Source organism: Archangium violaceum, from assembly GCF_016859125.1.
Classification (GTDB): domain Bacteria; phylum Myxococcota; class Myxococcia; order Myxococcales; family Myxococcaceae; genus Archangium; species Archangium violaceum_A.
Genome location: NZ_CP069338.1, coordinates 8,031,320 through 8,050,978, shown reverse-complemented (window position 1 = coordinate 8,050,978; position 19,659 = coordinate 8,031,320). Strand labels below are relative to the sequence as shown.

The window sequence follows — 19,659 nt, the reverse complement described above, 5'->3', positions numbered from 1 at the left end:
GAATGAGCTCGTTCCTGTTGGGGGGACGCGCGTGGGTCGTGGACCACGTCATCCACACGGCTCGTGAGGTGCACGTGCGAGCCGCCCCCGCGGGCAAGAAGCCCACCTGGGGTGGATTCATGCCGAGGTTTCTCGGACGAGAGGTCTGCCAGCGCATCCGCTCCCTGCTGGAGGGAGAGGAGGAGCTGCCCTATCTCGACGAGAGCGCCACCCGCGAGCTGAGGACGCTGCGAGAGGATCTCGGTCCACTGCTCCGGCGCGCCAGTCTTCCGATCCAGGTGGACTCGGAGGGCAGCGCGCTCTGGTGGAACTTCGCCGGAGGTCGCATCAACCACACGTTCAAGTACGCCCTCGAGGCGACGCAGGGCTGGAAGGTCGTCCCCGACAACTTCTTCCTGAAGATCTCCGGTGAGGTGGTGACTCACCTGGCAATCGAGGCGGCGCTGAGTGCTCTGGCCCAGCCGAGCTTCTGGAGTGCTCCCGGGCGAATGCAATCCATTCGTGCCCGGATTCCCCCGTACCGGCTGAGCAAGTTCCAAGATGCCCTCCCCCCGTCAGCCGAGGCGGAGATGCTCGGGGCGTTCTTCCTGGATGTGCCCGGGGCTTGTGAGCTCTTGGGAAGCGCACGGCTCACACACTGACCACGTCTTGATGGAGCGCCATGTGCCAGCTACACCGCTGCTCGCCGACCGGCGCGCGAGAGGTGCTCCTCCCCGTTCTCCGCGAAGCGCCGCGCCAGCCCGGCGGCGCCCTCCGGGCCACGCTTCAATGCATACTCCAGCTCGGCGGGCAGCAGGGCCTTGACGGTGACGAGCCGCACGTCGCCGAACGGCGAGGAAAACAGCCGGGGCAGCGAGCGCGACTCCTGGCCGAGCAGCACCCCCACCCGCCCCTCAGCGGTCACCAAAGAGGCGGGCATGCCCTTCCCCGCCACGTCCAGCACGACGAGGCCCACCTTGGCCCTCTCCCGCACGTGCTCATGGGCCACCACCTCTTTTGAGACTCGCTCCAGCAGCATGTAGGGCCAGCTTCCCTCGATGGCCTCGAGGGGCAGTTCCGTCGGCTCCGTCTCGAGGGCGAGCTCCAAACCGAAGCCGACGGATGGCTCCAGACGGGCGATGAAGGGGTCCGAGAGGCCCTCAGAGACAAGGAGGAGGCGCCCTGCCTCCCGATGGAGGATGGCCCAGTCCTGCCGGTGGCCCGGCCATTCGTAGCAGATCCCCCTGGGGGCAACAGCCAGCTCGTCCAGCCTGCCGAGCGACTTCCACGCTGCGCGTCGGGCGGCCGGGGGGGGATCCAGAAGCTCGTTACACCTGCGCTTGTAGGCGCGCTCCTCGTCGCTGATGGGGCTGGGGCCGGTGACTTCCGTGAACTCCAGACCCGTAGTCCCAGTGCGCTCCAAGGCATCCTTTACGTCTTCCGCGACAAGAAGGGCTCTGGGAAATCCGCTGGGTCGGAACACCTTGGCATCACCCACCTTGGAGGGGTCGATGCGCATGCCGTAAACGGCCCGGTACTGCCCAAGCTTGTCGGGGCGGTCATCTTCGGGCGTCCAATACAGCACCTCTTCTGAAGTCTCGTCGTCGATGCACTTCACCTGGCGTGCGACGTTGACGAGGAAGTAGGGCTCGGGCCGCGTATCCACCTCGGCGGAGTAGAGCTGGACGTCGTCAGGGGCCAATTCAGCGAGAGTGCTGGCGACCTTTTCGGTGACCACGGGAAAATCCCCCGAGTCCGCCAGCGAAAAATCCAGTGGGCTGCCCGGGTGGAGGATGGGAACCCGGAGGCGACCGTCGAAACGAATGGGCGTCTCGTTGAGGTACAGCCGCGCTCCCACCGGCTGTCCCTGAGCATCGAGCGTGTCATGGAGCACCCAACGTTCCGGGCTGCTCATGTCCTCCCTCAGTCTGAAGTACCTCTTCGTCATATCGCTCTCCTAACCTCACTGGGTCCGGGTGACGAGCTTGTTGAGTCTGGAACCTACCTTTCCAAGTTCCGAGGCCAGCTTATGCAGTTCCCGGGTCAGAGCCTCCCGACACTGCGCCGTGGTCTCACACCATTTGACGGCATCCTCAAGCCGCTCAAAGACCTCCTCATGGTACTCCTTGGGATGAGGCCCCCTGTGGCCCGGGATGCGGACCTTGTTGGCTGGGTCCTGCATGGACATGCCGGCCTTGTCGAAGAATTCCTTGAGCTTCGGCGTCCACGGCCCACCGCTTGCCGGTGACTTCTTGTTCTCCACGGTGGCGATGTGATGGATGTCGCCCTCCTCCTGCATATAGAGGACAGCAGCCGAACTGGCGGGAAGCGTGAGAACGAGCCGTCCTCCCCTCACGGACACCGACGTCGCATCGGCCGCCGCAGTGGGCAGGTGAACTCGGCCCGAGGAAGCGGCGTTCTGCATCGCCTGGGGGAAACCCGGCAGCCCGCTGCCCGTCATGGCCTCCTTGCCCTTGGCCCCTGCCTTCCACGTCGCCAGGAGGATGAGCACGCGCATGGTATTGGGCCCGAGCACCCGAGCGTAGCGCTCGCTCGCGCCGCGCAACTCCTGGAACGTGCTGGCATCCTCCGCCACGTCCCAGAGGTCCTTCGTGGCGGAAATCAAGTCCCACAGCTCCATGCCCAGGTAGCCCCAAAGAAAGAGCGTCATCGCCAGGGCGAGACCTTTTGAGATGGGCTCCGGCGCCATGAGGACCACGAGGTACAAGGAGAGGCCGGTGAGCAGAGCCGTCATGGCGTGCGCGGAGAAGTCGCGCAGCACGCCCGTGGCGGCCTCCAGCGCCGGGGTGAGGGCCAGGCTGAGGGCCAGCATGAATCTGTCGGGGTGGCTGAGGCGGGTGTCGTGCGGGCCGTCCCCCAGCAACCAGAAGCAGTCCCCCGGCGAGCCGCGCCGCTCGCACAGACGCGCGTAGCCCCCCTCCACGCTGGAGTCCCCCGCTCCCCCCGCTGGCCAGGAGGCCAGCACCAGGCGGCCGGACAGCGGCCTGGAAGGGCGGGCGGCCACCCTCAGAGGCGCCTCCAAGACGAACTGGGTAAAGGCCTCGCGCAACTGCATGTCCGACACCTGCACGGGCGCGAAGTCGCTGCGGGGCGTGAGGGTGACGGATTCCTGGGGTGCCGGTGGGGGCGTGAGCGGGTTGTAGCGGTAGCCCGTCGCAACGAGGCCGCCGTGGGGGGTGCCCGTGGCACACGCGAACTGAAAGAGGATGAGGAGGGCCCAGGCGCGACAGCAGAAGCCTAGACGCGAACCCGTAGGGCGAGCGCCAGGAAGACGGGTGGACACAGCGCACCTCCGGAAGCGACGCGACCCAAAGCCGTCGCTCCGGAATTACACGGAAATACGGGTGCGCCCGTCAAGCCACCGGGTTGGCTGAGGGTGGGAGGATGCAGCAGGTAATCGGCCAGGGGCAGACGCCACGCGCGAGACGGCGCTACGGGAACGTCACGTTCTCCAGGATGATGGAGCGCCCGTCCGCGTCCCACAACGTCAGGGTGTACGGCCCCTGGACCTCGTTCGTCGTGGCCTCGAACTCCACCATGACGCGGCCAGGGGCGCCCGGGAGAATGGACACCGGCGTGTCCTCTGGAAGCGGCGTCAATTCCTCGCCTCTGGCCCCGCGCAGCAGGGCGCCTGCGAGCGTCCAGGGCTTCATCCCCGGATTCTTCAAGCCCAGTTCCACCGCGACTCGGCCCTTTTCCTCATTCCCGGCGCGGGAGGACCACGCCCGTTCCAGTATCAGCGCAGCGCGCGGCCTCGTCTTGACGTATTCGCGGATGTTCTTGACGGCGACACCGAGCCTCTCGTCCAGAAGGCCCGCCGCGCGCAGGCCCCGGAGTCCACCCGGCCCGCGCTGCCCGGCCCGGAGGCGCTCCTTCTCCTCCTCGCAGCGCTGCGCCTTCGCGTCCGCATCCCGCGCCTTCTGCTTGTAGAAGTCCACCGGGAGCGTTTTTCGGATGACGTCCACCTGCCGTGCGACTCGCGCGGGGTGCACCACCAGCAAAAACGTGAGGCTCGCCGGGGCCGCTCCATCCGCGAAGTAGAACGTCACCCGCTGCGGTTCCATGTCGCGCATGGCCTCCGAGGGGACGACCATGAATGAGTCGGCCGCCTCCACCACCCGCCGGAAGTGCTCGCGCCCATCCAGTTCCACGCGCGAGAGCTTCGCGTCGAAGAGGAAGTTGCTGGTGAGGTCCGGGGTGACACACAGCGCCGGTATCCTGCCCGGAGCGTCCGCGTCCACTTCCAGGCGGATGTCACCCGCTTCGCACGGGGGCAGCGGTGGACGCTCGGCGGCGTCAGCGGTCGAGGTGAGCAGGGCCAGGGACAGAAGGCCAGCGGAGGACGCGAGGGGCACGGGGGGTCAACCTCTCCGGGGGCGTGGAGCCGCCCCATGTCAGGCGTGGCCTCTACCACAGCTCGCCAGTGGGGGGCCCGAGCCACCAGGCGGCCGAGCGCCCGGGCGTCCTAATGGAATCGGCTCACCACATACACGCTGACTCGGGCGTGAACCTTGACGGCGTCCGAGCCGGCATCGGCCTTGATGGGCTCGCCGGCCCCACCTGGTGCTGCGATCTCCATGCACACGGGGTACACCTTCCCTTGAGGCGTCTGCGCCCGGGTGAACCGGCCGTAGAGGCGCTCCTTGCCGAGGAAGAACCTCCCGGTGAGCACGGTCCCCTCGTCCAGATTGCCGTACTGAAAGGGCAAGGTGACGGCTGCGTCGCCCGCGCGCACCGTGACGCGCTCCCCTGCTGTGCCCGGTGGGATGTCGGCGGCAACGCTGTCACTGAGGCCGAGGCTCAGCTCCTCCTTCATGGTCGCCAAGGCGCCGGCCGGGCAATCCTCGGGCCCGGGCGTGGCGCGCACCTGGGGACCGGAGCAGGCGACAAGCACCCAGCCGCAGCTCGCGGCGAGGCACTGCCACTTCTTGCAGCGCCCGCCCTGGGACTGAGGTGCGGGCGCGGGTAGCTCCTGGGGCGGCAAACGGGACTCCTGCTTGCGAAGAGGCATGGCGGTGGCGAGCGCGGGGGTGGTGGCCACGAGTGGCGCCGCGCCCCCTTCAGCTTCAGCCGTTTCCGGGGAAACCGCCAATTCGGTGCCGGGGCATGCGCGGGGCGTGGGGCACTCGGGCCGCCACCCTTCAGGTAGGTATGCCGCCGCGCGAGGTGTCGCGGTGGACACCGGAGCGGGTAGCGTCACGGGCGCCGTGCGCGGCCGGACGACGAAGGCCGCGGCACTGGCCAACGCCACCACCGCCAGGAAAACCACCACCTGGGCTACGGGCTTCATCGCCAGCAGGCCCACACGGGTGGGCACAACGCGTGAGGAGCCCTGCCGTAAAGGGCTGGGGGGCAATGGCGCGGGCCCGGGAGCGGGGCGGGCGCCGTCGGCCACTGGAGGCGGCAGCGCGCCGTTTCGGGGCGCGGCAGGCACGTCCGCGAGCAGTGCCGCGAGGGCCTCCGGAGAAGGCGCGGGCTCCGCGGCCACATGCCCCCGGGCGGGCAGCTCGGCGGCGGGGAGCGGTGCCGGGGCGTCCACCACGGGCGTGCGCTGCTTCTCCCCTTCCGGCGCCGGCTTCTGCCCGGCCTTGCGTCCACGCCGGGGGCGCAGCACGTTCCACTGGAGCACCTCCAGCGCCTCCACGTCGCGCGGCGCCTTGTCGGGGTCCTGCGCGGTGGGGGCCCTGTCGGGAGCATCCGGATCCAGCAGCGGCAAGTCCCACGGGCCGTCCGGCTCGGCCGAAGCCAGGGCCGCCTCCAGCGCGCGGCACAGCCCGGCGCAATCGGCGAAGCGCCCGGAGCGCTCCTTCGCCAACATGCGCATGCACAAGGCACTGAGCGCCTCGGGCACGCGCGGGTTCAGCTCGCGCGGAGTCTTGGGGGTGGTGTGGAGAATCCTGTCATTCAACCCGCCCAGGCGCCGGGTGCCGAAAGGCAGCAAGTCCGTCAGCAGCCAGTAGAGCGTGACGGCCATGGCCCACAGGTCGTCCCCCTCGTCGGGCCTGTAGTGCGTGCCCTTGTTGGCGGGCTCCATGTCGTAGCGGATGGCCTCGGGGCTGCGGTACTCGCACGTGCCGGGAGGCAGGGTGTCGCGCGTCACGGTGGGCTCGCCGGCCAGCCACCCCACCCCGAAGTCCACGAGGATGGGCCGCGCGTCCGAGTCGCGGAGGAGGATGTTGTCGCGCTTCAAGTCGCGGTGGAAGACGCCCTGCGCGTGTACCGCCGCCAGCGCGCGGAGCACCTCGAGGAGGACACGGGCCATTTCACGCGCGGAGGGGTTCTCGTCCAGGGCCCAGTCCTCCAGGGTCCTGCCCTCCACGAAGTCCATGACGAAGTAGAGGTAACCATGCAAGGGCACGGGCCACCTGTCGTAGGCGTGGAAGCCGACGACGTTGGGGTGGGCCAGGTGGCGCAGGATATTGATTTCCCGCTGCCCCCACTTCTCCAGCGCACGAGCCCGGAGGAGCTTGAGCGCGAAGAAGAGCCCGGCACGCTCCACCTTGTAGACGACGCCGAAGCCGCCCTCGCCCAGCACTCTGACGACGCGGTACTCCCCCACCCTGTCGCCTTCCTTGGGGGGATTGAAGGGCGGGACTTTCATGCGTTGAGGCAACCTCCAGGGCGCGGACGCTAGCACGGGCGCTCAGACACCCTGCCCGCCCGTCTCACTCCTCTTCGGGAGCGTTCTCGATGGACCTAAGAATGCGGTTGAGGAGCTTCACCTTGCCGGGGGACCAGCCGCGCAGCATGCGCACCGTCTGCCGCAGCTCCGGGGACAGGCTCCCCTCGGGCGTGGGGGCGTCCACCGAAGGCGCGACCTCCGCGGGCGTGAGCGCGAGCAGCACGTCAGCGGAGAGGCCAAGCACCACGGCGAGGCGGCGCAGCGTGGGGACGGCGGGCATCATGTGGCCGCGTTCGATGCGGCCGTAGACGTTGGGAGCCAGGTCGGCCTGGCGCGCCACCTGGGCCTGGGTAAGGCCCAGCCGCTCGCGGGCGAGGCGGGCCACCTCGCCAAGGGACTTCGAGAGCATTTCGTATTCCATGAGGTTCCTCTACCAAGGCGGTGAGTGCTCCGAGCGGGACGGAATGGACCGGGGCCGCCTACTCTCCTGACTCCGTGTGGGTTGCCGCTCGTCCGGCGTCCGGGCCACCTTCGGACAGCAGCATGGCGCGAGCCATGCCGCCAAGCGCGGCCCGTTGGCGTGGGCCGAGACGGCGCGCGATGCGCAGCAAGTCGCGGACGGCAGCCCGCTCCACCGTGGGGCGCTGGGGCGCGAACCAAGGGGGCGGCGTCGGCGAGGAGAAGCCGAGGAGCGCGTTCGCATCCAGCTTCAGCACGCGGCAGAGCCGAAGCACGGTGGGGATGCTCGGCATCATGCCGCCGCGCTCGATGCGTCCGTAGACGCCCACCGCCATGTCGAGGCGCTGAGCAACCTGGGCCTGGGTGAGGCCCAGCCGGAGGCGGGCAGCTCGGGCCGTCTTTCCGAGGAATCTCTTCGCGATTGCGTCCATGGGAGCGAGTCCGTCACTGCGCGGGCTGCCTGACGTCGTGTGAGGCCGGTGCGGCCGAGGCAGGCAGCATCGCGCTGGCCGCGCTGCTCAGGGCGGTGAGCTGGCGCGGCTTCAACTGACGCACCGTGCGCAGCAGGCGCCGCATGGCGGGGGGCTCGTCCTCGGCGGGGGCCTCCAGCGTGAGCCATTCGGGCGGCTGTGAGGCGGAAAACCCCAGCAGCGGGTTGGCATCCACGGCCAGCGCACGGCACAGCCGCAGCAGTGTGGGGAGGCTCGGGAGCATGTTGCCGCGCTCCAGGCGTCCGTACACCTCTGTCGCCAGTCCAATCCGCTCAGCGGCTTCCGCCTGCGTCAACCCGGCCTTCTGTCGCGCCTCGCGAGCCACCCTTCCAAGGTGGCGTGCGAGCCCGGCCGGTGTCTTGGGTTGTTGGGCCATGGTGCGCCTCAGTCGTCGAGCCCGTCGGAGTCTTCGAAAGTCATGTCCGGGGGCAACGGGAGGGCGCCTCGCTCGACAACGGAGTAGGCGCCCAGCCGGTCCAGGTTCGAGGCCTGGTCGAAGAGGGTGTTCGCCTCCGCCTTCGCCTCCTTCGCGCCGAAGGGCTTCTGCTGCTCCGGGCGGCTGAGGAAGGCGCGCAGTTCATCGCGCATCTGCCCCGCCGTCTGGTAGCGCTCGTCCGGGTTGGGACGCAGCGCCCTGGAGAGAATCCGCTGCAATGGCTCGGGCAGCTCCTCGGCGGCACGTTGCACCTCTTCCGGTCCGAAGTGCAGCACGCGGTTGGCGAGTGTCTCCAGGGGTAGCAGCGAGGAGCGCTCACCGCGCACCTCTGGCGGGAAGCGTTGCTCGACGTCCAGCCAGAGGGTGTCAGGCGGGTCCAGCGGGTAGCGGGCGAGCAGCATTTCCAGCAGAACGAGTCCCAGGGAGAAGACGTCGGCCCGTCCATCCAGCTTCTTCGGGGTGAGGGGGTCCGTCTGGCTCGCCTCGGGCTTGCAGAAGCCGAGGAGGATTTCCGGGGCGATGTAGGCCGGGTCTCCCCGGAGCAGGTCCGGAGGCGTGCGGATGCGGCCGAGCAACTCCGAGTAGGCGGCGCCAAAGTTGGTGAGCTGTATGCGGCCGTCGTCGCCCACGCGAATGCGCATGGGGCCCACGGCCCGGTGCACGAGGTGGAGGGGACGGCCCTCTTCGTCCGCAGCACGGTGCGCGTAGTCGAGCGCGTCCGCCACCTCGGCGGCGACGTAGGCCGCGAAGTCGTATGTGAGCTTCCGGCTCACGGATACCGCGGCGTCCATGAGGGAGAGCAGGAAGCGGCCATGCCCGATGTCCATGACGACGTAGGCCACCTCATTGTGCACGGCGGAGCCGAGCACCGGGGCGATGTTGCGGTGGCGCAGGAACTTGGAGAGCCGCACCTCCTCCATGGCGCGCGTGCGAGCCTCACGCCCGTGCTCCAGGAGAACAGGCTTGAGGACAACCAGCTTGAAGGGCCCACCCGTGGCGAGCTGGCGCGTGGAGAGCAGCAGGGTGTCGTAGTCGGGGTGCGAGACCAGAGGACGCTGAATGGAATAGAGGTAGCCACCCGCCTCGAAGGTGAGTTGAGACGGGGGCCCGCCAGAATCCGACGGTTGGGACATGCGTGGCTCCAAATAAGGAGAGGTGGTGAGGGTGGTGAGAAAGCTGCATCAGTGGAGGTTGTCGGGGACTGCACCTGGCTGGGGCGCGGGGCGGCCGAGGTCAGCGGCTTCCATGAGGACTCCGGCCGCCTCCTGCGCCAACTCATGGGCGCCATAGGGGGGCTTCACGTCCATCAGGTAGCAGGTGAGCGCGTTGTGCATTTCGCCGGGGCTGGGACGCTCGGCGGGTTCCTCGTGAAGAGCCCTGGAGAGAAGCTGCCGCAGCGGCTCGGGTACTTCATCCGCGGCCCGCAGCACCTCCATGGGTCCGAAGTGCAGCACGCGGTTGGCCAGCGTCTCGAGCTTGACCAGCGCGGGCGCCTCGTTGTGCACGCTGGGAGGAAAGCGGGCCTTGAGGTCTCGCCACAGTAACTCCCGCGCGTTGCGCGCGTAGCAGGCCAGCAGCAACTCCAGCAGCACGAGGCCCAGGGAGAAGACGTCTGCCCGGCCATCGAGCGAGGGGGGAGTGAGCGGATCAGCCCCGCCCCCCTCGTTCTCGAAGAAGCCGCGCAGCAACTCCGGCGCGGCATAAGCCGCGTCCGCGCGAAGGACCTGCCCCGGCGCGTGGAGCCTGTCGAGCAGCTTCGAGTAGGCCACCCCGAAATGGGTGAGCTGAATGCGGCCGGTGACGCCCACGCGAATCCACATGGGGCCCACGGCGCGGTGGACGACGTGGAGCGGCTGCTCCTCCTCGTCCTTCTTGCGGTGCGCGTATTCGAGCACGTCGGCCAACTCGACGCCCACGTAGGCCACGAAGGCGGGAGACAGGCGGCGTCCCAGCGACAAGGCCGCCTCCATGAGGGCCAGGAGGGAGCAGCCCCGCAGGTGCTCCATGAGGATGTAGGGCGTCTTCTCGTCGAAGACGGCGCCCCAAACGCCAGCGGCATTCGGGTGGCGGATGAAGCCGGCACGCCGCACCTGCTCGATGCACCGCTGCAAGGCCGCGGGCCCGTACTCCTCGGTGAGCGCCGTGAGCTCAACGAGCTGGGACTGGCCCACGTCCGGAGACAGGCCCGGCAGGAGGAGTTGGCGTGTTGCGAGAAGCGGACTCCTGTAGTCAGGGTGCGAGGACACGGGGCCGTGGACCTCATAGCGATAGTGGCCCCACTGGAAGCCGAAGCGAGAGACGGGGCGGGGAGACTCCGGCACGTCCGACACGGGGTGACTCCTGCGGGCGAGCGTGCGATGACCTACCGGGGAGCGGCTGCCGGTAAGCGGATTTCGACGGACTGCCACTTCTGCTTGTGCTCCCCCGGCTTGTAGAAGGTGCCCACCTCGTAGATTCCGGCGCGGTAGGCGCCGTCGCTCGGCACCACGGGCCCCACGCACTGCAACTCCTTCCCGCTGAGTGCGTCCGCGAGGTAGCCGTCCGGCCGAAGCACGGCGAGGGACTGGAACTCCTGGATGCGGCGCCCCAGCTCGGCCCGGGGCATGGGCTCATTCTTGAGGGCCACGTCCAGCAGCAGCACGTCCGCGACGAGCCACGGGGCGTATTCCGAGTGCTTGGGCTGGAAGAGGTGGGAATACAGCCGGAGCTGCCGGGCCTGCTCGGGCGACAAGTCCCGTCCCTTGGGCAGGACGTCGAGAGGGAGCCCCGCCTTCAGGAGAAGGACACCGAACTCGTCCAGGTCCGCGAGCACATCACGGGTGTTGGCGAACGCCTGGGGCTGTGTGTTGCTGGCGCAGGCCAGCGGGCACAGCAGCAAGGCCAACACGGCGAGCTGTCCCGGGAGCATCCGGGTGGATGAAGAGGCAAGACGAGTCCCTCTCCGAGGCGAGTGGGTTTCGCTCGGCATGACGGCACCTCCAAATACGCTGTGGGTTTCGTGTGGGAAACACCCAAACGGGTAGCACAGCCCATGGACGAAAGGAAGCCCTATCCAACCGCACAGGTCATAACTCCGACCCAACCCGCCAGAGCGGCAGAAGCACCTTTTCGGGCGTTGCGCGCCAGCCCCGGCGAAATGTGGATGGATAAGTGAGTCGGCACAACCTTACTTCTGTGGTTGTGCGCGGGCGCAGCCTGCCGGGATAGCAGGAGAGGCCTGTCCGAGGAGCCTGGAGAGCGAGGCTTCGCGCTCCTGCCCGCACCGGACGGTCAACGTCCGTACCGTTTGCGACGCCGTAACCGAAGCGCTCCTAACGCCCATGGATTTTCCAGGGGCGCGTCGGTGGATGGCCCAGCCATTCCCCGCGCCAGCGGGGAGGGGCGTCGTGCGCGTGCCGTGCGGGGCTGGCCGGCTCAAGGCTGCCCGAAGGGCACCGCCGGAGGCGGCGCGTAGCGGCCTTGAACCGGACGGGCCCGCATGGCCGCGTTGCGTGTCCGGTGTGCAAGGAGCTTGCAGCCCTGCTCCGAGCGCATCGGATTACTGCGGCTGGCGGCTCCTCTCGGCGATCACGCCTTGTCGAATCCGCCCAGGTGGAGCTTGCCGATCACCATCTCGTCACCATTGTCGAAGCCGACAACAGGGGTCCGCTCCGGTGAGCCAGCGAGTAGGAGTCTCCTGTCGAGCTTCTGCGCAAGCGTCCGCACGCTCACGGCCGCAAATGCAAGGTCGAGCGGGTAGGCAGCGTCATTCATCAAGGCCCCCTCCGAAATGCGCGCGTCGGCCCATGGTGATCACCAGGATCGGAGCATCGTGATCGGCGAGATCGGCGCATCGTGATCACCGGGATTCGCCATCGTGCTCAGCGGGCCAATGGGTCCGAGGAATACGCTGGAGGTCAGGTGGTTCGCCCACGGGGCCCGTCTGTCACCACCGACCAGAAAGGGGGCCACTTCCACCGGAATCATCGGGGACCAGGGGACCACCTCGTTCGGCCGGAAACTGGCCAGGTCATCGCGCTGCACTGAGGCTGACGGTCGGGAGTAGGTGAGAAGGGGGGCCTGGGTGCCACCAAGCCCTCCAGCGCAGCGGGTGGATCTGCTTCGTCTCGGCGTGGGACGTTGCCGCATGGGTCGTCCGCCGTCCAGTTCTCGGTAGCCCCCTCCTGCCGGAGACGGGTGGAGTCCCTGCTGCCAAGGACATGTCCCAGGTGCGGTGCGGACTTCCTCCTGTGTTGCCGCTGCGACGCACGCTACCGCTATTGCACGCAGGCGTGCTCGAGCGCCGCCCGCCAGGAGAGCATCCGCGCGGCGCGTCACCGTCACAGGCACTCTCCCGAGGGCAAGGCTGACCATCGGAACAGGGAGCGGGAGCGGCGCGCTCGTCGACGATCAGCATTCCGCCGGTGCCAAGCTGTCGGCCAACATCAGGTTGGGCAGGTCCGGCTGCTTCTCGTAGGCCTCGCGCAACGGCATGCGCAGCTGCGCCCAGATGATGCAGCCCACCTGCCAGATGCCCGTCATCTCCGGCACAGCTCTCGCCGCGTGCGGCGCCATGAGGCTCACGCGCGCCGGTGTCACGCTGGCCGTGACGGGCCACGTCCAACAGGCGGCCACGACACGCCACTTTCATCCCCCTGAAACCTCGCCGACTCGGTTTCACAACCCGGTCCGGCCCAATGGCGGAGCCTCGGCTGGCACAGGGCCAGACGTCTTCTTTACTGCCAGATGGCTACTCAAGCGGCCAACAGGGGGACAGAGAGGGTTTTTTCAGCCAGCACAGATAGCCATCTGGCAGAGTTGCTCGGGCGATTTCCCGAGCAACTCCAGGCGGATACCGGCCCCAAACGGTTCCGCCGATTGAGCGCCCTGTGAGGAACCACTCAAGGCTCCCCAGGGCGCGATAGCCGTCGCCGTGTTTTCCGAAACACGCGCGGCGGCTATCCTTAACGATTTCGGGCGCTTCGGCGCCGAAATCGGTTCCGCACGTCAGCGCTGCGGAATTGGGTCTTCGGTACGTCGAGTGGGCAGGGTCGAGGAACCGAGGCCGTGCGCACGGGGAGGACTTGGGGTTCAAGGGTGTGCGGAGCCGCGCGATGGCCATGGGACGCAAGTCCCCGCGAGAGTTCGAGGCATGAATGAGACAGGGGCACGACCTGGGGTGCCAGAAAGCCGCGGCTGTGCATGACAGGGCGCCTGGCTCCGCTGCCCTGCTGGCCGGGTTGCAGTCGAATCTGTCGGCGCTCCGGAGCTCGGTCCCCAGCTGCCTGCTTCTACTGCGAGGGGCTACGCCGCTACTGGCAGGGGCGGAGTGAACTCCATGCCTCCGCAGCACAGCAGTATCATCGCCCTGAATGCCTTGGGATTGCGGAAGCCATAGGCGCGACGGATGAGGGCTCGAATCTTGTTGTTGATTCCCTCCACCACTCCGTTGCTCAGCCCCGTCTCGACATAGGCGAGAATGCCGTCCTTGTGCCGCTGGACTGTCTTCGCCAGCTTCGCGAAGGGGCGAGCCTGGAGTGGCTGGCCCACTGACACCACTTGTCCAGGTGCTCCGAGGCCCGCTTGGGCTGCACGTAGTCCATGCCCCGTGCCAGGCTCTCCTTGAGCAGATAGGCCCGGTAGAGCGTCTGGTTCGTCTTCTTCAACTCGCTGAGCTTCTCTCCCTGGCGCACCGTCAGGTTCCACGGATTCTTCAGCAGCGCCCAACGGCTGTGCTTGAGCGCCTTGCCCTCCTGGCTCCCCGCCTGCTCCCGCACCTGCTGCCGGCGCACCGTGTCCAGCGCTTCGTTCGCCAGCTTCTGCACGTGGAAGCGGTCGAACACCTTGCGCACGTGTGGAGCCCGGTTGCCCACCGCCTTGTGTTGATGGTCACCAGGAAGCGCGGGTTCCTGGTCATGTGTCGCCGGGGGTTGCCTGACTTCAAGACTACTCCCAGCGATGGGTTCAGCCGAGAAGTTGAGGGGGGGTGAGTGCGTCGGTGAAGTCCACGACCGCGCGCGCCCAGAAAGACGGAAGGCCCACCAGAGGCAACTGGAGGGCCGTCCTGGAGGCGCGCCCTGGTGTGCGAGTCGGGCGGGCCGATGAGCAAGAGGTAGCGCACTCCGGGGCGCGGCGCCAGAAGCAGGCGCGTGCGAGGAGCCCCCGTTGGAGGCGCTGCGCTTCGTGGTGTGCGGCCGGCCCGAGTGTCGGCAGGTGTTCTTCCTCTGCTCCGCGTGCGACCGTGGCCAGCGCTACTGCGGGCCGCCGTGCAGTCGAAGGGCGCGAGCGGAGTCAATGCGCGCTGCTGGTGCGCGCTACCAGCGCACCCGGGACGGACGGCACGCGCATGCCGCGCGGCAGGCGGCCTGGCGGGAGCGGCGGCGAGAGAAAGTGACGCATCAGTCTCCCGCCGCCGTGGCGCCGACAGCCAGTGTGCCTGTCGCGCCAGCCCCGGCCGCCACGCAGGTGGCCGCGGAGCCGAGCGCAGCGAGGCCACCGCCGTATGCACCGCCACCATCCATCCCCGCCTGCACCTCGTGCGGGCGTCAGAGTCCCTTCCTGCGCCACACCACGCTTGCGCGCACCCACGTGGGCCGGCGCTTCAGGGCTGCCCGTCCGCCGTGAGGTGGGCCCATGATTTCCCCCGAGCTCGCCGCCCGCATCCGCCGACTGCACTTCGCCGAGCACTGGAAGGTGGGCACCATCTGCTCCGAGCTGGGCGTGCACCACGACACCGTCCGGCGCGCCCTGACGCTCGAGCGCGTCAGCGGCACGGGGGTGAAGTCCGTCAGGCCCACGCTGCTGGATGCCTACAAGGACTTCATCCAAGCCACCCTGGAGGCCCACCCACGCCTCACCGCCATGCGCCTCTTCCACATGGTGAAGGCGCGCGGCTACGTGGGTGGCCCGCTCCAGGTGCGCCGTTACGTGCGCACGGTGCGTCCCACCTCTCGCGCCGAGGCCTTCCTGCGCCGCAGCACGCTTCCGGGCGAGGAGGCCCAGGTGGATTGGGGCACTTCGGCACGCTGCCCGTGGGTAACACGCGCCGCCCTCTGTGCTGCTTCGTCCTGGTGCTGGGCCACAGCCGCGCCCTCTACGCGCGCTTCTTCCTCGACATGACGCTGGAGAGCTTCCTCAAAGGCCACGTGCTGGCCTTCCAGGCGCTGGGGGGCGTGCCGCGCGCGCTGCTGTACGACAACTTGAAGTCCGTGGTGCTCGAGCGCGCCGGCGACGCCATCCGCTTCCACCCGCGCCTGCTGGAATTGGCCGGCCACTACCACTTCGCCCCCAAGCCCTGTGCCCCCTACCGCGGCAACGAGAAGGGCAAGGTGGAACGCACCATCCGCTACCTGCGCGACTCCTTCTTCGCCGCGCGCACCTTCAGCGGCGTGGATGACCTCAACGCGCAAGCGGCGCGGTGGGCGGCCGAGGTGGCCCACGCGCGCCACTTGCCCGGCGACGTCACCGGGCGCACCGTCGCCACGGCCCTCGAGGAGGAACGCCCGCGGCTGCTGCCCCTGCCCGCACACCCGTTTCCCACGGACGTGGTGCGCCCCGTCGCCTCTGGCAAGACGCCCTACGTGCGCTTTGACTCCAACGACTACTCCATTCCACACACCCTGGTGAAGAAGCCCCTCACCCTGGTGGCCTCCGAGACACGCGTACGCGTGCTGGACGGCTCCGAGGAGGTGGCCTCCCACCCGCGCTCCTTCGAGAAGGGCCGCACTCTGGAGCAGCCCGGCCACCTCGCCGCCCTCGCCGACGCCAAGGCCCGCGCGCACGAGCTGCGCGGCCGAGACTTGCTGCGCGCCTCCTGCCCGCAGGCAGAGGGCTTCCTCGCGGCCCTCGCCCAGCGCGACCTCTCGCTGTCACACCACACTGCTCAATTGCTGAAGTTACTGGAGCTCCACGGCGCACGCGCCCTGGATGAGGCCCTCGCCGAGGCCCTGCGCAAGGGGCGGTGAGCGCCCCCGCCGTGGCCCACCTCCTGGACCAGCGCGCTCGCCGCCAGCGTCAACCTCCACCACTCAGCGTGGTGCTGCCGGATGACCCGCGCATCGCCGCCTCACGTACCCGCCCCCACTCCCTCGCCGACTACGACCGCCTCCTCGACAAGGACTCCACCGATGACGACTCCGCTCGCTGACCGCCTCGCCTCCCTCGGGCTGCACGCCACCTCCCAGGGCCTCGCCGACCTCATCGCCCGCGCCACGAAGGCCAGGTGGGGCGCCACCGAGCTGCTGGAGCACCTCGCCGACGAGGAGCACAAGGAGCGCGGCCGCAGAAGTCTCGAGCGGCGCCTGTCTCGCAGCCGCCTTGGCCGCTTCAAGCCCATGGCGGACTACGACTGGGGATGGCCCAAGAAGATTGACCGCGAGGCCATCGAGTCCGCCTTGCGCCTGGATTTCCTGGAGCGCACGCGCAACGTCGTCATAGTGGCCCCTCAGGGACTGGGCAAGACGATGATTGCGCAGAACATCGCCCACCAGGCCGTCCTCAAGGGGCACTCCGCTCTCTTCGTCACCGCCTCCCAGTTGCTGCTCGACCTGGGCGCTCAGGACACCAGCCGCGCACTGGACCGCCGCCTGCGCCACTACACCAGCCGCACGAGCCTGCTCGTCATCGACGAGATGGGCTACCTCGCCTACGACGCGCGCAACGCGGACCTCCTCTTTCAAGTCGTGGCGCGCAGGTATGAACAACGCTCGTTGGTGATGACCACGAATCTGGCGTTTTCGGACTGGCCGACCATCTTTCCCAACGCCGCGTGTGCCACCGCTCTGATTGACCGCGTCATCCACCACGCGGACGTCCTCGCTATTGAAGGCGAGAGCTACCGCCGCCGCGAGGCCGAGGAGGCCGCGACGACCAGGAAGGCGAAGTCCAAGCGCTGAGCCTCACCTCGGACCGGGAGGCCGGACCCCGGGCACACCTCCGGCTTCCCGGTCCAAATTTCCGCGCTTCCTCGTGAACGCCAACACCTTGCTGAAGGCCGCCGACAGGTCCATCGTCGCGTGCGTCAACTCCTTCGTCCTCTCCTCTCCCAGCTCGTCGAAGAAGCCGTTGAGCGTCTCTTCGTTCTTCCCCTCCGCCACCCAGACGACTCGCGAGCGCAGGTGGTCCACCACCAGACTCACGTACTGGTGCCCGGCGCGCCAGCCCAGCTCGTCCACCCCAATGACTTGCAGCCCCTCCAGGCGCCCAGGCGACAGGCGCTCCTCCACCAGCCGCTCGATGATGGTGCCCACCGTGCGCCAGTTGATGCCCAGCAACCGGCAGATGGACGACTTGTCCAGACGTTGCGCCTGCCAGGCCACCAGCTCCTCGAAGCCGTGCGTGAAGCTCGAGCCGTGCGCCGCCCACGCCACCCGCTCCACCCTCACTCCATGCTCCCGGCAGCGCACCCGGCGCGGGGCGTACCGCAGCCAGAAGATGGTTTCTCCCAGCGCCAGGTGCCGCCACAGTCGCCCAGGTTTCGTGTCGTAGCCTGGGGCGGGCCGGCCGCACACTCCACAGCGCGGCTTGCGCTGGCGGGGGCGCACCTGCACCACCAGTCCCCCGGGCCCCATCTGTACCCCGCGCACGCTCATCCCCTGGATGCGCAGCACGCGCCCCATCACCTCCCCCACACTCGGCCCCGCCACTCCCCGCCTCCCCGCCAGCACTCGCAGGGGCGGCACGCACTGCAACTCCGCGACCAGGGCTCTTGCGAGAGTGACAGCCACCTCTCCGCACTGCCCCTCTCCTGTCTCTCACCGGAGACCCTCCGTCCACCGACGAGCGCCCATCTCAGCTACAGAAGATCCGCGGAATTTAGGGTGTTTGCGGGCATTTGCGGCCCATTCCTGGCGTCATTTCCGGAATGCGATGGGCCGCACTGCGCCTCGAAAACATCCCAAACAGGGCCCAGGCCTCCCCACGGCTGGGCCCCGTTACGCGAGCGGCAGACGGCCCTCCTGGGGCGTCTGCTACCGGCGAACACGCCCGCCTGCGCAAGGAGCCGCCCGGTGCGCCTCCGCGCCATCCGAGCAGCTCGACCGGCGTCGGCGGGCGTTCCAGGCCGTCCGCGCCAGCGGTCAGCCCTTGGCGCTCATGCGCCCCGCGGGCGGCCCACGCCGCCCGCCCTGTGGCACCCTTTCAGCGTGCCACCCTTGCCGTCCGCTCCAGCGGTCGGCGCCTGGCGCTCACGCGCCTGGCGGGCGTTCACGTCGCCCGCCTACCCCGTGGCACCTCCGAGTGCCACCCCCCGCCGACCGCACCGGCGGTCGGCCCCCAGCGCTCATGCGCTTGGCGGGCTGCTCACGCCGCCCGCCTCAATTCATGGCACCCTCCTGGAGTGCCCCTTCCATCAGGCGGCGGCCGAGGCAAACAACGCCGCCAGCACTGCGAGGAGCTGCGCCTTGGCCGCCTCCTTCTCAGGCCCGGCGAGCTCAGCGAGCCGGGCCTTGTCCACGACCAACTGAGTGCCCGTGTCGTGGAACGCGACGCCCGCCGGCAGTCGCTTGTCCTGCCGCGCCCTCCCCTGCGCGGTGGACTCCCCTTCCCCTCCCTCTGTCCCGGCCTCCTTCTCCTTGCCGGGCTCCCTCCCTTGAAGCGTGCCACGTACTGCTCGGCGGCCCGCAGGCTCATGCCTTCGGAGAGCACCTTGACGATAGCCGCCTGCGTCTCGGCCTCGGCCTTCTTCGGCCGCTTCTTCTTCGCGAGGAAACGGTGGAGCCGGAGCAGCGCCAGGGCAATCGTCATTTCCTCGATGACACGCTTGACCATGACGGGCTTCTCCACCTCCCTCCGTGCCTCCCCCTCCCCTTCCCACTCCTTGCGGACAACGGGCTTGTTGTCGCCATCCAGCTTCGGCACGCGGATGCCCTGCGTGAAGGCCCACTTGATGACGTCAGGCGCCTCCGCGATGGCGATGCACCGCTTGATGTGGTCCTCCCCCTTCCCCATCGTCTTGGCAATGTCCGCGACGCTCTGATCCTTTGCGTGAGGCGCTGAAGACCCCGGATGCTGTCGTGAAAATCCATGGTCATCGGCACATTCCCAATGTCGGCCTGGACGGGCGCGATGATGTTGGGGGCAGCCAGTAGCGCCATGATGAGGAGCCGGTTCAGGGTGGGCTGTGTGTCGATGATGACGTAGTTGTACTCCGTCTCGACGCGCACCAAGGACTCCGCAAGCAGTCGCCCCCCGCCCTCTGCCGCGCCCAGGTCCTTCTTGGACAAGTCACCAGCGAGGTAGGCGAGCCGTTTGGTGGCAGGTAGGAGGTCCAGGTCGGCGAGGAGATGGTTACGCTGGGGCGCGAAGGGCTTCCCCAGGAGCAGATCCGTAATGCTGTAGATTTGCTCCCTCTCCTCGCGCACGGCCACAGCAAGCCCTAAGAAAACCGACGCGCCAGCCGAGGGGTCCATGTCCAGCAGCAGGACCTTCCGGCCCCGCTGCGCGAGGCCCACGGCCAGGTTGATGGAGGTGGTTGATTTGGCAACGCCGCCCTTGTTGTTGGCGACACAGATTCTATTAGCCATTACGGGCCTTTCGATAGATCTGGGCGAGTTAGAATGCAAGTCTTATACGGCTGAACCGATGCTGGGTCAAACGCCGCGAGAGCCTGGACGTGCAAGCCCCGTGATGCATGAGCGGGAGGCCCGGCGGCTGCCACAGGACAAGACATCCTC

19 protein-coding genes and 1 pseudogene are annotated in these 19,659 nt (G+C 68.5%); 5 read left to right on the top strand and 15 right to left on the bottom strand.

The window, feature by feature from the left end; translation table 11 throughout:
* Positions 1-2 precede the first annotated feature (2 nt).
* Positions 3-641, top strand: coding sequence for a hypothetical protein (locus JQX13_RS34440; RefSeq protein ID WP_203403701.1), 639 nt, complete (start codon positions 3-5; stop codon positions 639-641).
* A 29-nt stretch (positions 642-670) separates the two neighbouring features.
* Here JQX13_RS34440 and JQX13_RS34435 read toward each other — a convergent pair whose 3' ends face one another.
* From JQX13_RS34435 to JQX13_RS54660, 13 genes and pseudogenes are all read right to left on the bottom strand, one after another.
* Positions 671-1,927, bottom strand: a complete 1,257-nt coding sequence (locus JQX13_RS34435) for an imm11 family protein (protein WP_203403700.1) — start codon at positions 1,925-1,927, stop codon at positions 671-673.
* Positions 1,928-1,942: 15 nt separating this feature from the next.
* Positions 1,943-3,283, bottom strand: coding sequence for an AHH domain-containing protein (locus JQX13_RS34430; protein ID WP_203403699.1), 1,341 nt, complete (start codon positions 3,281-3,283; stop codon positions 1,943-1,945).
* Positions 3,284-3,431: 148 nt separating this feature from the next.
* Complete coding sequence (locus JQX13_RS34425) at positions 3,432-4,355, bottom strand: DUF2381 family protein (RefSeq protein ID WP_203403698.1); 924 nt, start codon at positions 4,353-4,355, stop codon at positions 3,432-3,434.
* A gap of 110 nt (positions 4,356-4,465) precedes the next feature.
* Positions 4,466-6,601: a serine/threonine-protein kinase gene (locus JQX13_RS34420; RefSeq protein ID WP_203403697.1), complete on the bottom strand. Its 2,136-nt coding sequence runs from the start codon at positions 6,599-6,601 to the stop codon at positions 4,466-4,468.
* A gap of 64 nt (positions 6,602-6,665) precedes the next feature.
* The gene (locus JQX13_RS34415; RefSeq protein ID WP_203403696.1) at positions 6,666-7,043 is read right to left on the bottom strand and encodes a helix-turn-helix domain-containing protein; all 378 of its coding nucleotides are present in this window, start codon (positions 7,041-7,043) and stop codon (positions 6,666-6,668) included.
* A 58-nt stretch (positions 7,044-7,101) separates the two neighbouring features.
* Entirely contained in the window at positions 7,102-7,512 is a 411-nt protein-coding gene (locus JQX13_RS34410; protein WP_203403695.1) for a helix-turn-helix domain-containing protein, read from the bottom strand.
* A gap of 13 nt (positions 7,513-7,525) precedes the next feature.
* A complete protein-coding gene (locus JQX13_RS34405) occupies positions 7,526-7,948 on the bottom strand; it encodes a helix-turn-helix domain-containing protein (protein ID WP_203403694.1) in 423 nt (140 codons plus the stop codon).
* A gap of 8 nt (positions 7,949-7,956) precedes the next feature.
* A complete protein-coding gene (locus JQX13_RS34400) occupies positions 7,957-9,141 on the bottom strand; it encodes a protein kinase domain-containing protein (RefSeq protein ID WP_203403693.1) in 1,185 nt (394 codons plus the stop codon).
* Positions 9,142-9,189: 48 nt separating this feature from the next.
* Positions 9,190-10,338 (bottom strand): protein kinase domain-containing protein, encoded by a 1,149-nt coding sequence (locus JQX13_RS34395; RefSeq protein WP_203403692.1) that lies wholly within the window; start codon positions 10,336-10,338, stop codon positions 9,190-9,192.
* Between the two features lie 32 nt (positions 10,339-10,370).
* A complete protein-coding gene (locus JQX13_RS34390; protein ID WP_203403691.1) occupies positions 10,371-10,895 on the bottom strand; it encodes a hypothetical protein in 525 nt (174 codons plus the stop codon).
* Between the two features lie 680 nt (positions 10,896-11,575).
* Complete coding sequence (locus JQX13_RS34385) at positions 11,576-11,761, bottom strand: hypothetical protein (protein WP_203403690.1); 186 nt, start codon at positions 11,759-11,761, stop codon at positions 11,576-11,578.
* A gap of 636 nt (positions 11,762-12,397) precedes the next feature.
* Positions 12,398-12,622, bottom strand: coding sequence for a hypothetical protein (locus JQX13_RS34380; protein WP_203403689.1), 225 nt, complete (start codon positions 12,620-12,622; stop codon positions 12,398-12,400).
* 669 nt (positions 12,623-13,291) lie between these two features.
* Positions 13,292-13,812 (bottom strand): annotated as a pseudogene (locus tag JQX13_RS54660) (ISL3 family transposase).
* An 808-nt stretch (positions 13,813-14,620) separates the two neighbouring features.
* On the opposite strand from JQX13_RS54660, the gene JQX13_RS54655 reads away from it, so the two are divergent.
* From JQX13_RS54655 to istB, 4 genes are read left to right on the top strand one after another with little or no spacing between them, the layout of a single operon-like run.
* Entirely contained in the window at positions 14,621-15,106 is a 486-nt protein-coding gene (locus tag JQX13_RS54655; RefSeq protein WP_239014026.1) for a hypothetical protein, read from the top strand.
* A complete protein-coding gene (gene istA, locus JQX13_RS54650; RefSeq protein ID WP_239014025.1) occupies positions 14,995-15,951 on the top strand; it encodes an IS21 family transposase in 957 nt (318 codons plus the stop codon). Before JQX13_RS54655 ends, istA begins: the two co-directional genes overlap by 112 nt.
* Positions 15,948-16,133, top strand: coding sequence for a hypothetical protein (locus JQX13_RS54645; protein WP_239014024.1), 186 nt, complete (start codon positions 15,948-15,950; stop codon positions 16,131-16,133). Before istA ends, JQX13_RS54645 begins: the two co-directional genes overlap by 4 nt.
* On the top strand, positions 16,114-16,881 hold the full coding sequence (gene istB / locus JQX13_RS34360; RefSeq protein ID WP_203403356.1) for an IS21-like element helper ATPase IstB: 768 nt from the start codon (positions 16,114-16,116) through the stop codon (positions 16,879-16,881). The genes JQX13_RS54645 and istB overlap by 20 nt, the downstream gene beginning before the upstream one ends.
* Before the next feature lie 3 nt (positions 16,882-16,884).
* On the opposite strand, the gene JQX13_RS34355 is transcribed toward istB, so the two are convergent.
* Positions 16,885-17,631, bottom strand: a complete 747-nt coding sequence (locus tag JQX13_RS34355; RefSeq protein ID WP_203403686.1) for a transposase — start codon at positions 17,629-17,631, stop codon at positions 16,885-16,887.
* Between the two features lie 1,095 nt (positions 17,632-18,726).
* Positions 18,727-19,509 (bottom strand): ParA family protein, encoded by a 783-nt coding sequence (locus JQX13_RS56560; protein WP_203403685.1) that lies wholly within the window; start codon positions 19,507-19,509, stop codon positions 18,727-18,729.
* Positions 19,510-19,659 lie beyond the last annotated feature (150 nt).

Bases quoted from the DNA above. Each gene is read 5' to 3' on its own strand.
- JQX13_RS34440 (WP_203403701.1), top strand. From the start codon at position 3: ATGAGCTCGTTCCTGTTGGGGGGACGCGCGTGGGTCGTGGACCACGTC.
- JQX13_RS34435 (WP_203403700.1), bottom strand. From the start codon at position 1,927: ATGACGAAGAGGTACTTCAGACTGAGGGAGGACATGAGCAGCCCGGAA.
- JQX13_RS34420 (WP_203403697.1), bottom strand. From the start codon at position 6,601: ATGAAAGTCCCGCCCTTCAATCCCCCCAAGGAAGGCGACAGGGTGGGG.
- JQX13_RS34415 (WP_203403696.1), bottom strand. From the start codon at position 7,043: ATGGAATACGAAATGCTCTCGAAGTCCCTTGGCGAGGTGGCCCGCCTC.
- JQX13_RS34410 (WP_203403695.1), bottom strand. From the start codon at position 7,512: ATGGACGCAATCGCGAAGAGATTCCTCGGAAAGACGGCCCGAGCTGCC.
- JQX13_RS34405 (WP_203403694.1), bottom strand. From the start codon at position 7,948: ATGGCCCAACAACCCAAGACACCGGCCGGGCTCGCACGCCACCTTGGA.
- JQX13_RS34400 (WP_203403693.1), bottom strand. From the start codon at position 9,141: ATGTCCCAACCGTCGGATTCTGGCGGGCCCCCGTCTCAACTCACCTTC.
- JQX13_RS34385 (WP_203403690.1), bottom strand. From the start codon at position 11,761: ATGAATGACGCTGCCTACCCGCTCGACCTTGCATTTGCGGCCGTGAGC.
- JQX13_RS54655 (WP_239014026.1), top strand. From the start codon at position 14,621: ATGATTTCCCCCGAGCTCGCCGCCCGCATCCGCCGACTGCACTTCGCC.
- istB (WP_203403356.1), top strand. From the start codon at position 16,114: ATGACGACTCCGCTCGCTGACCGCCTCGCCTCCCTCGGGCTGCACGCC.
- JQX13_RS56560 (WP_203403685.1), bottom strand. From the start codon at position 19,509: ATGGCTAATAGAATCTGTGTCGCCAACAACAAGGGCGGCGTTGCCAAA.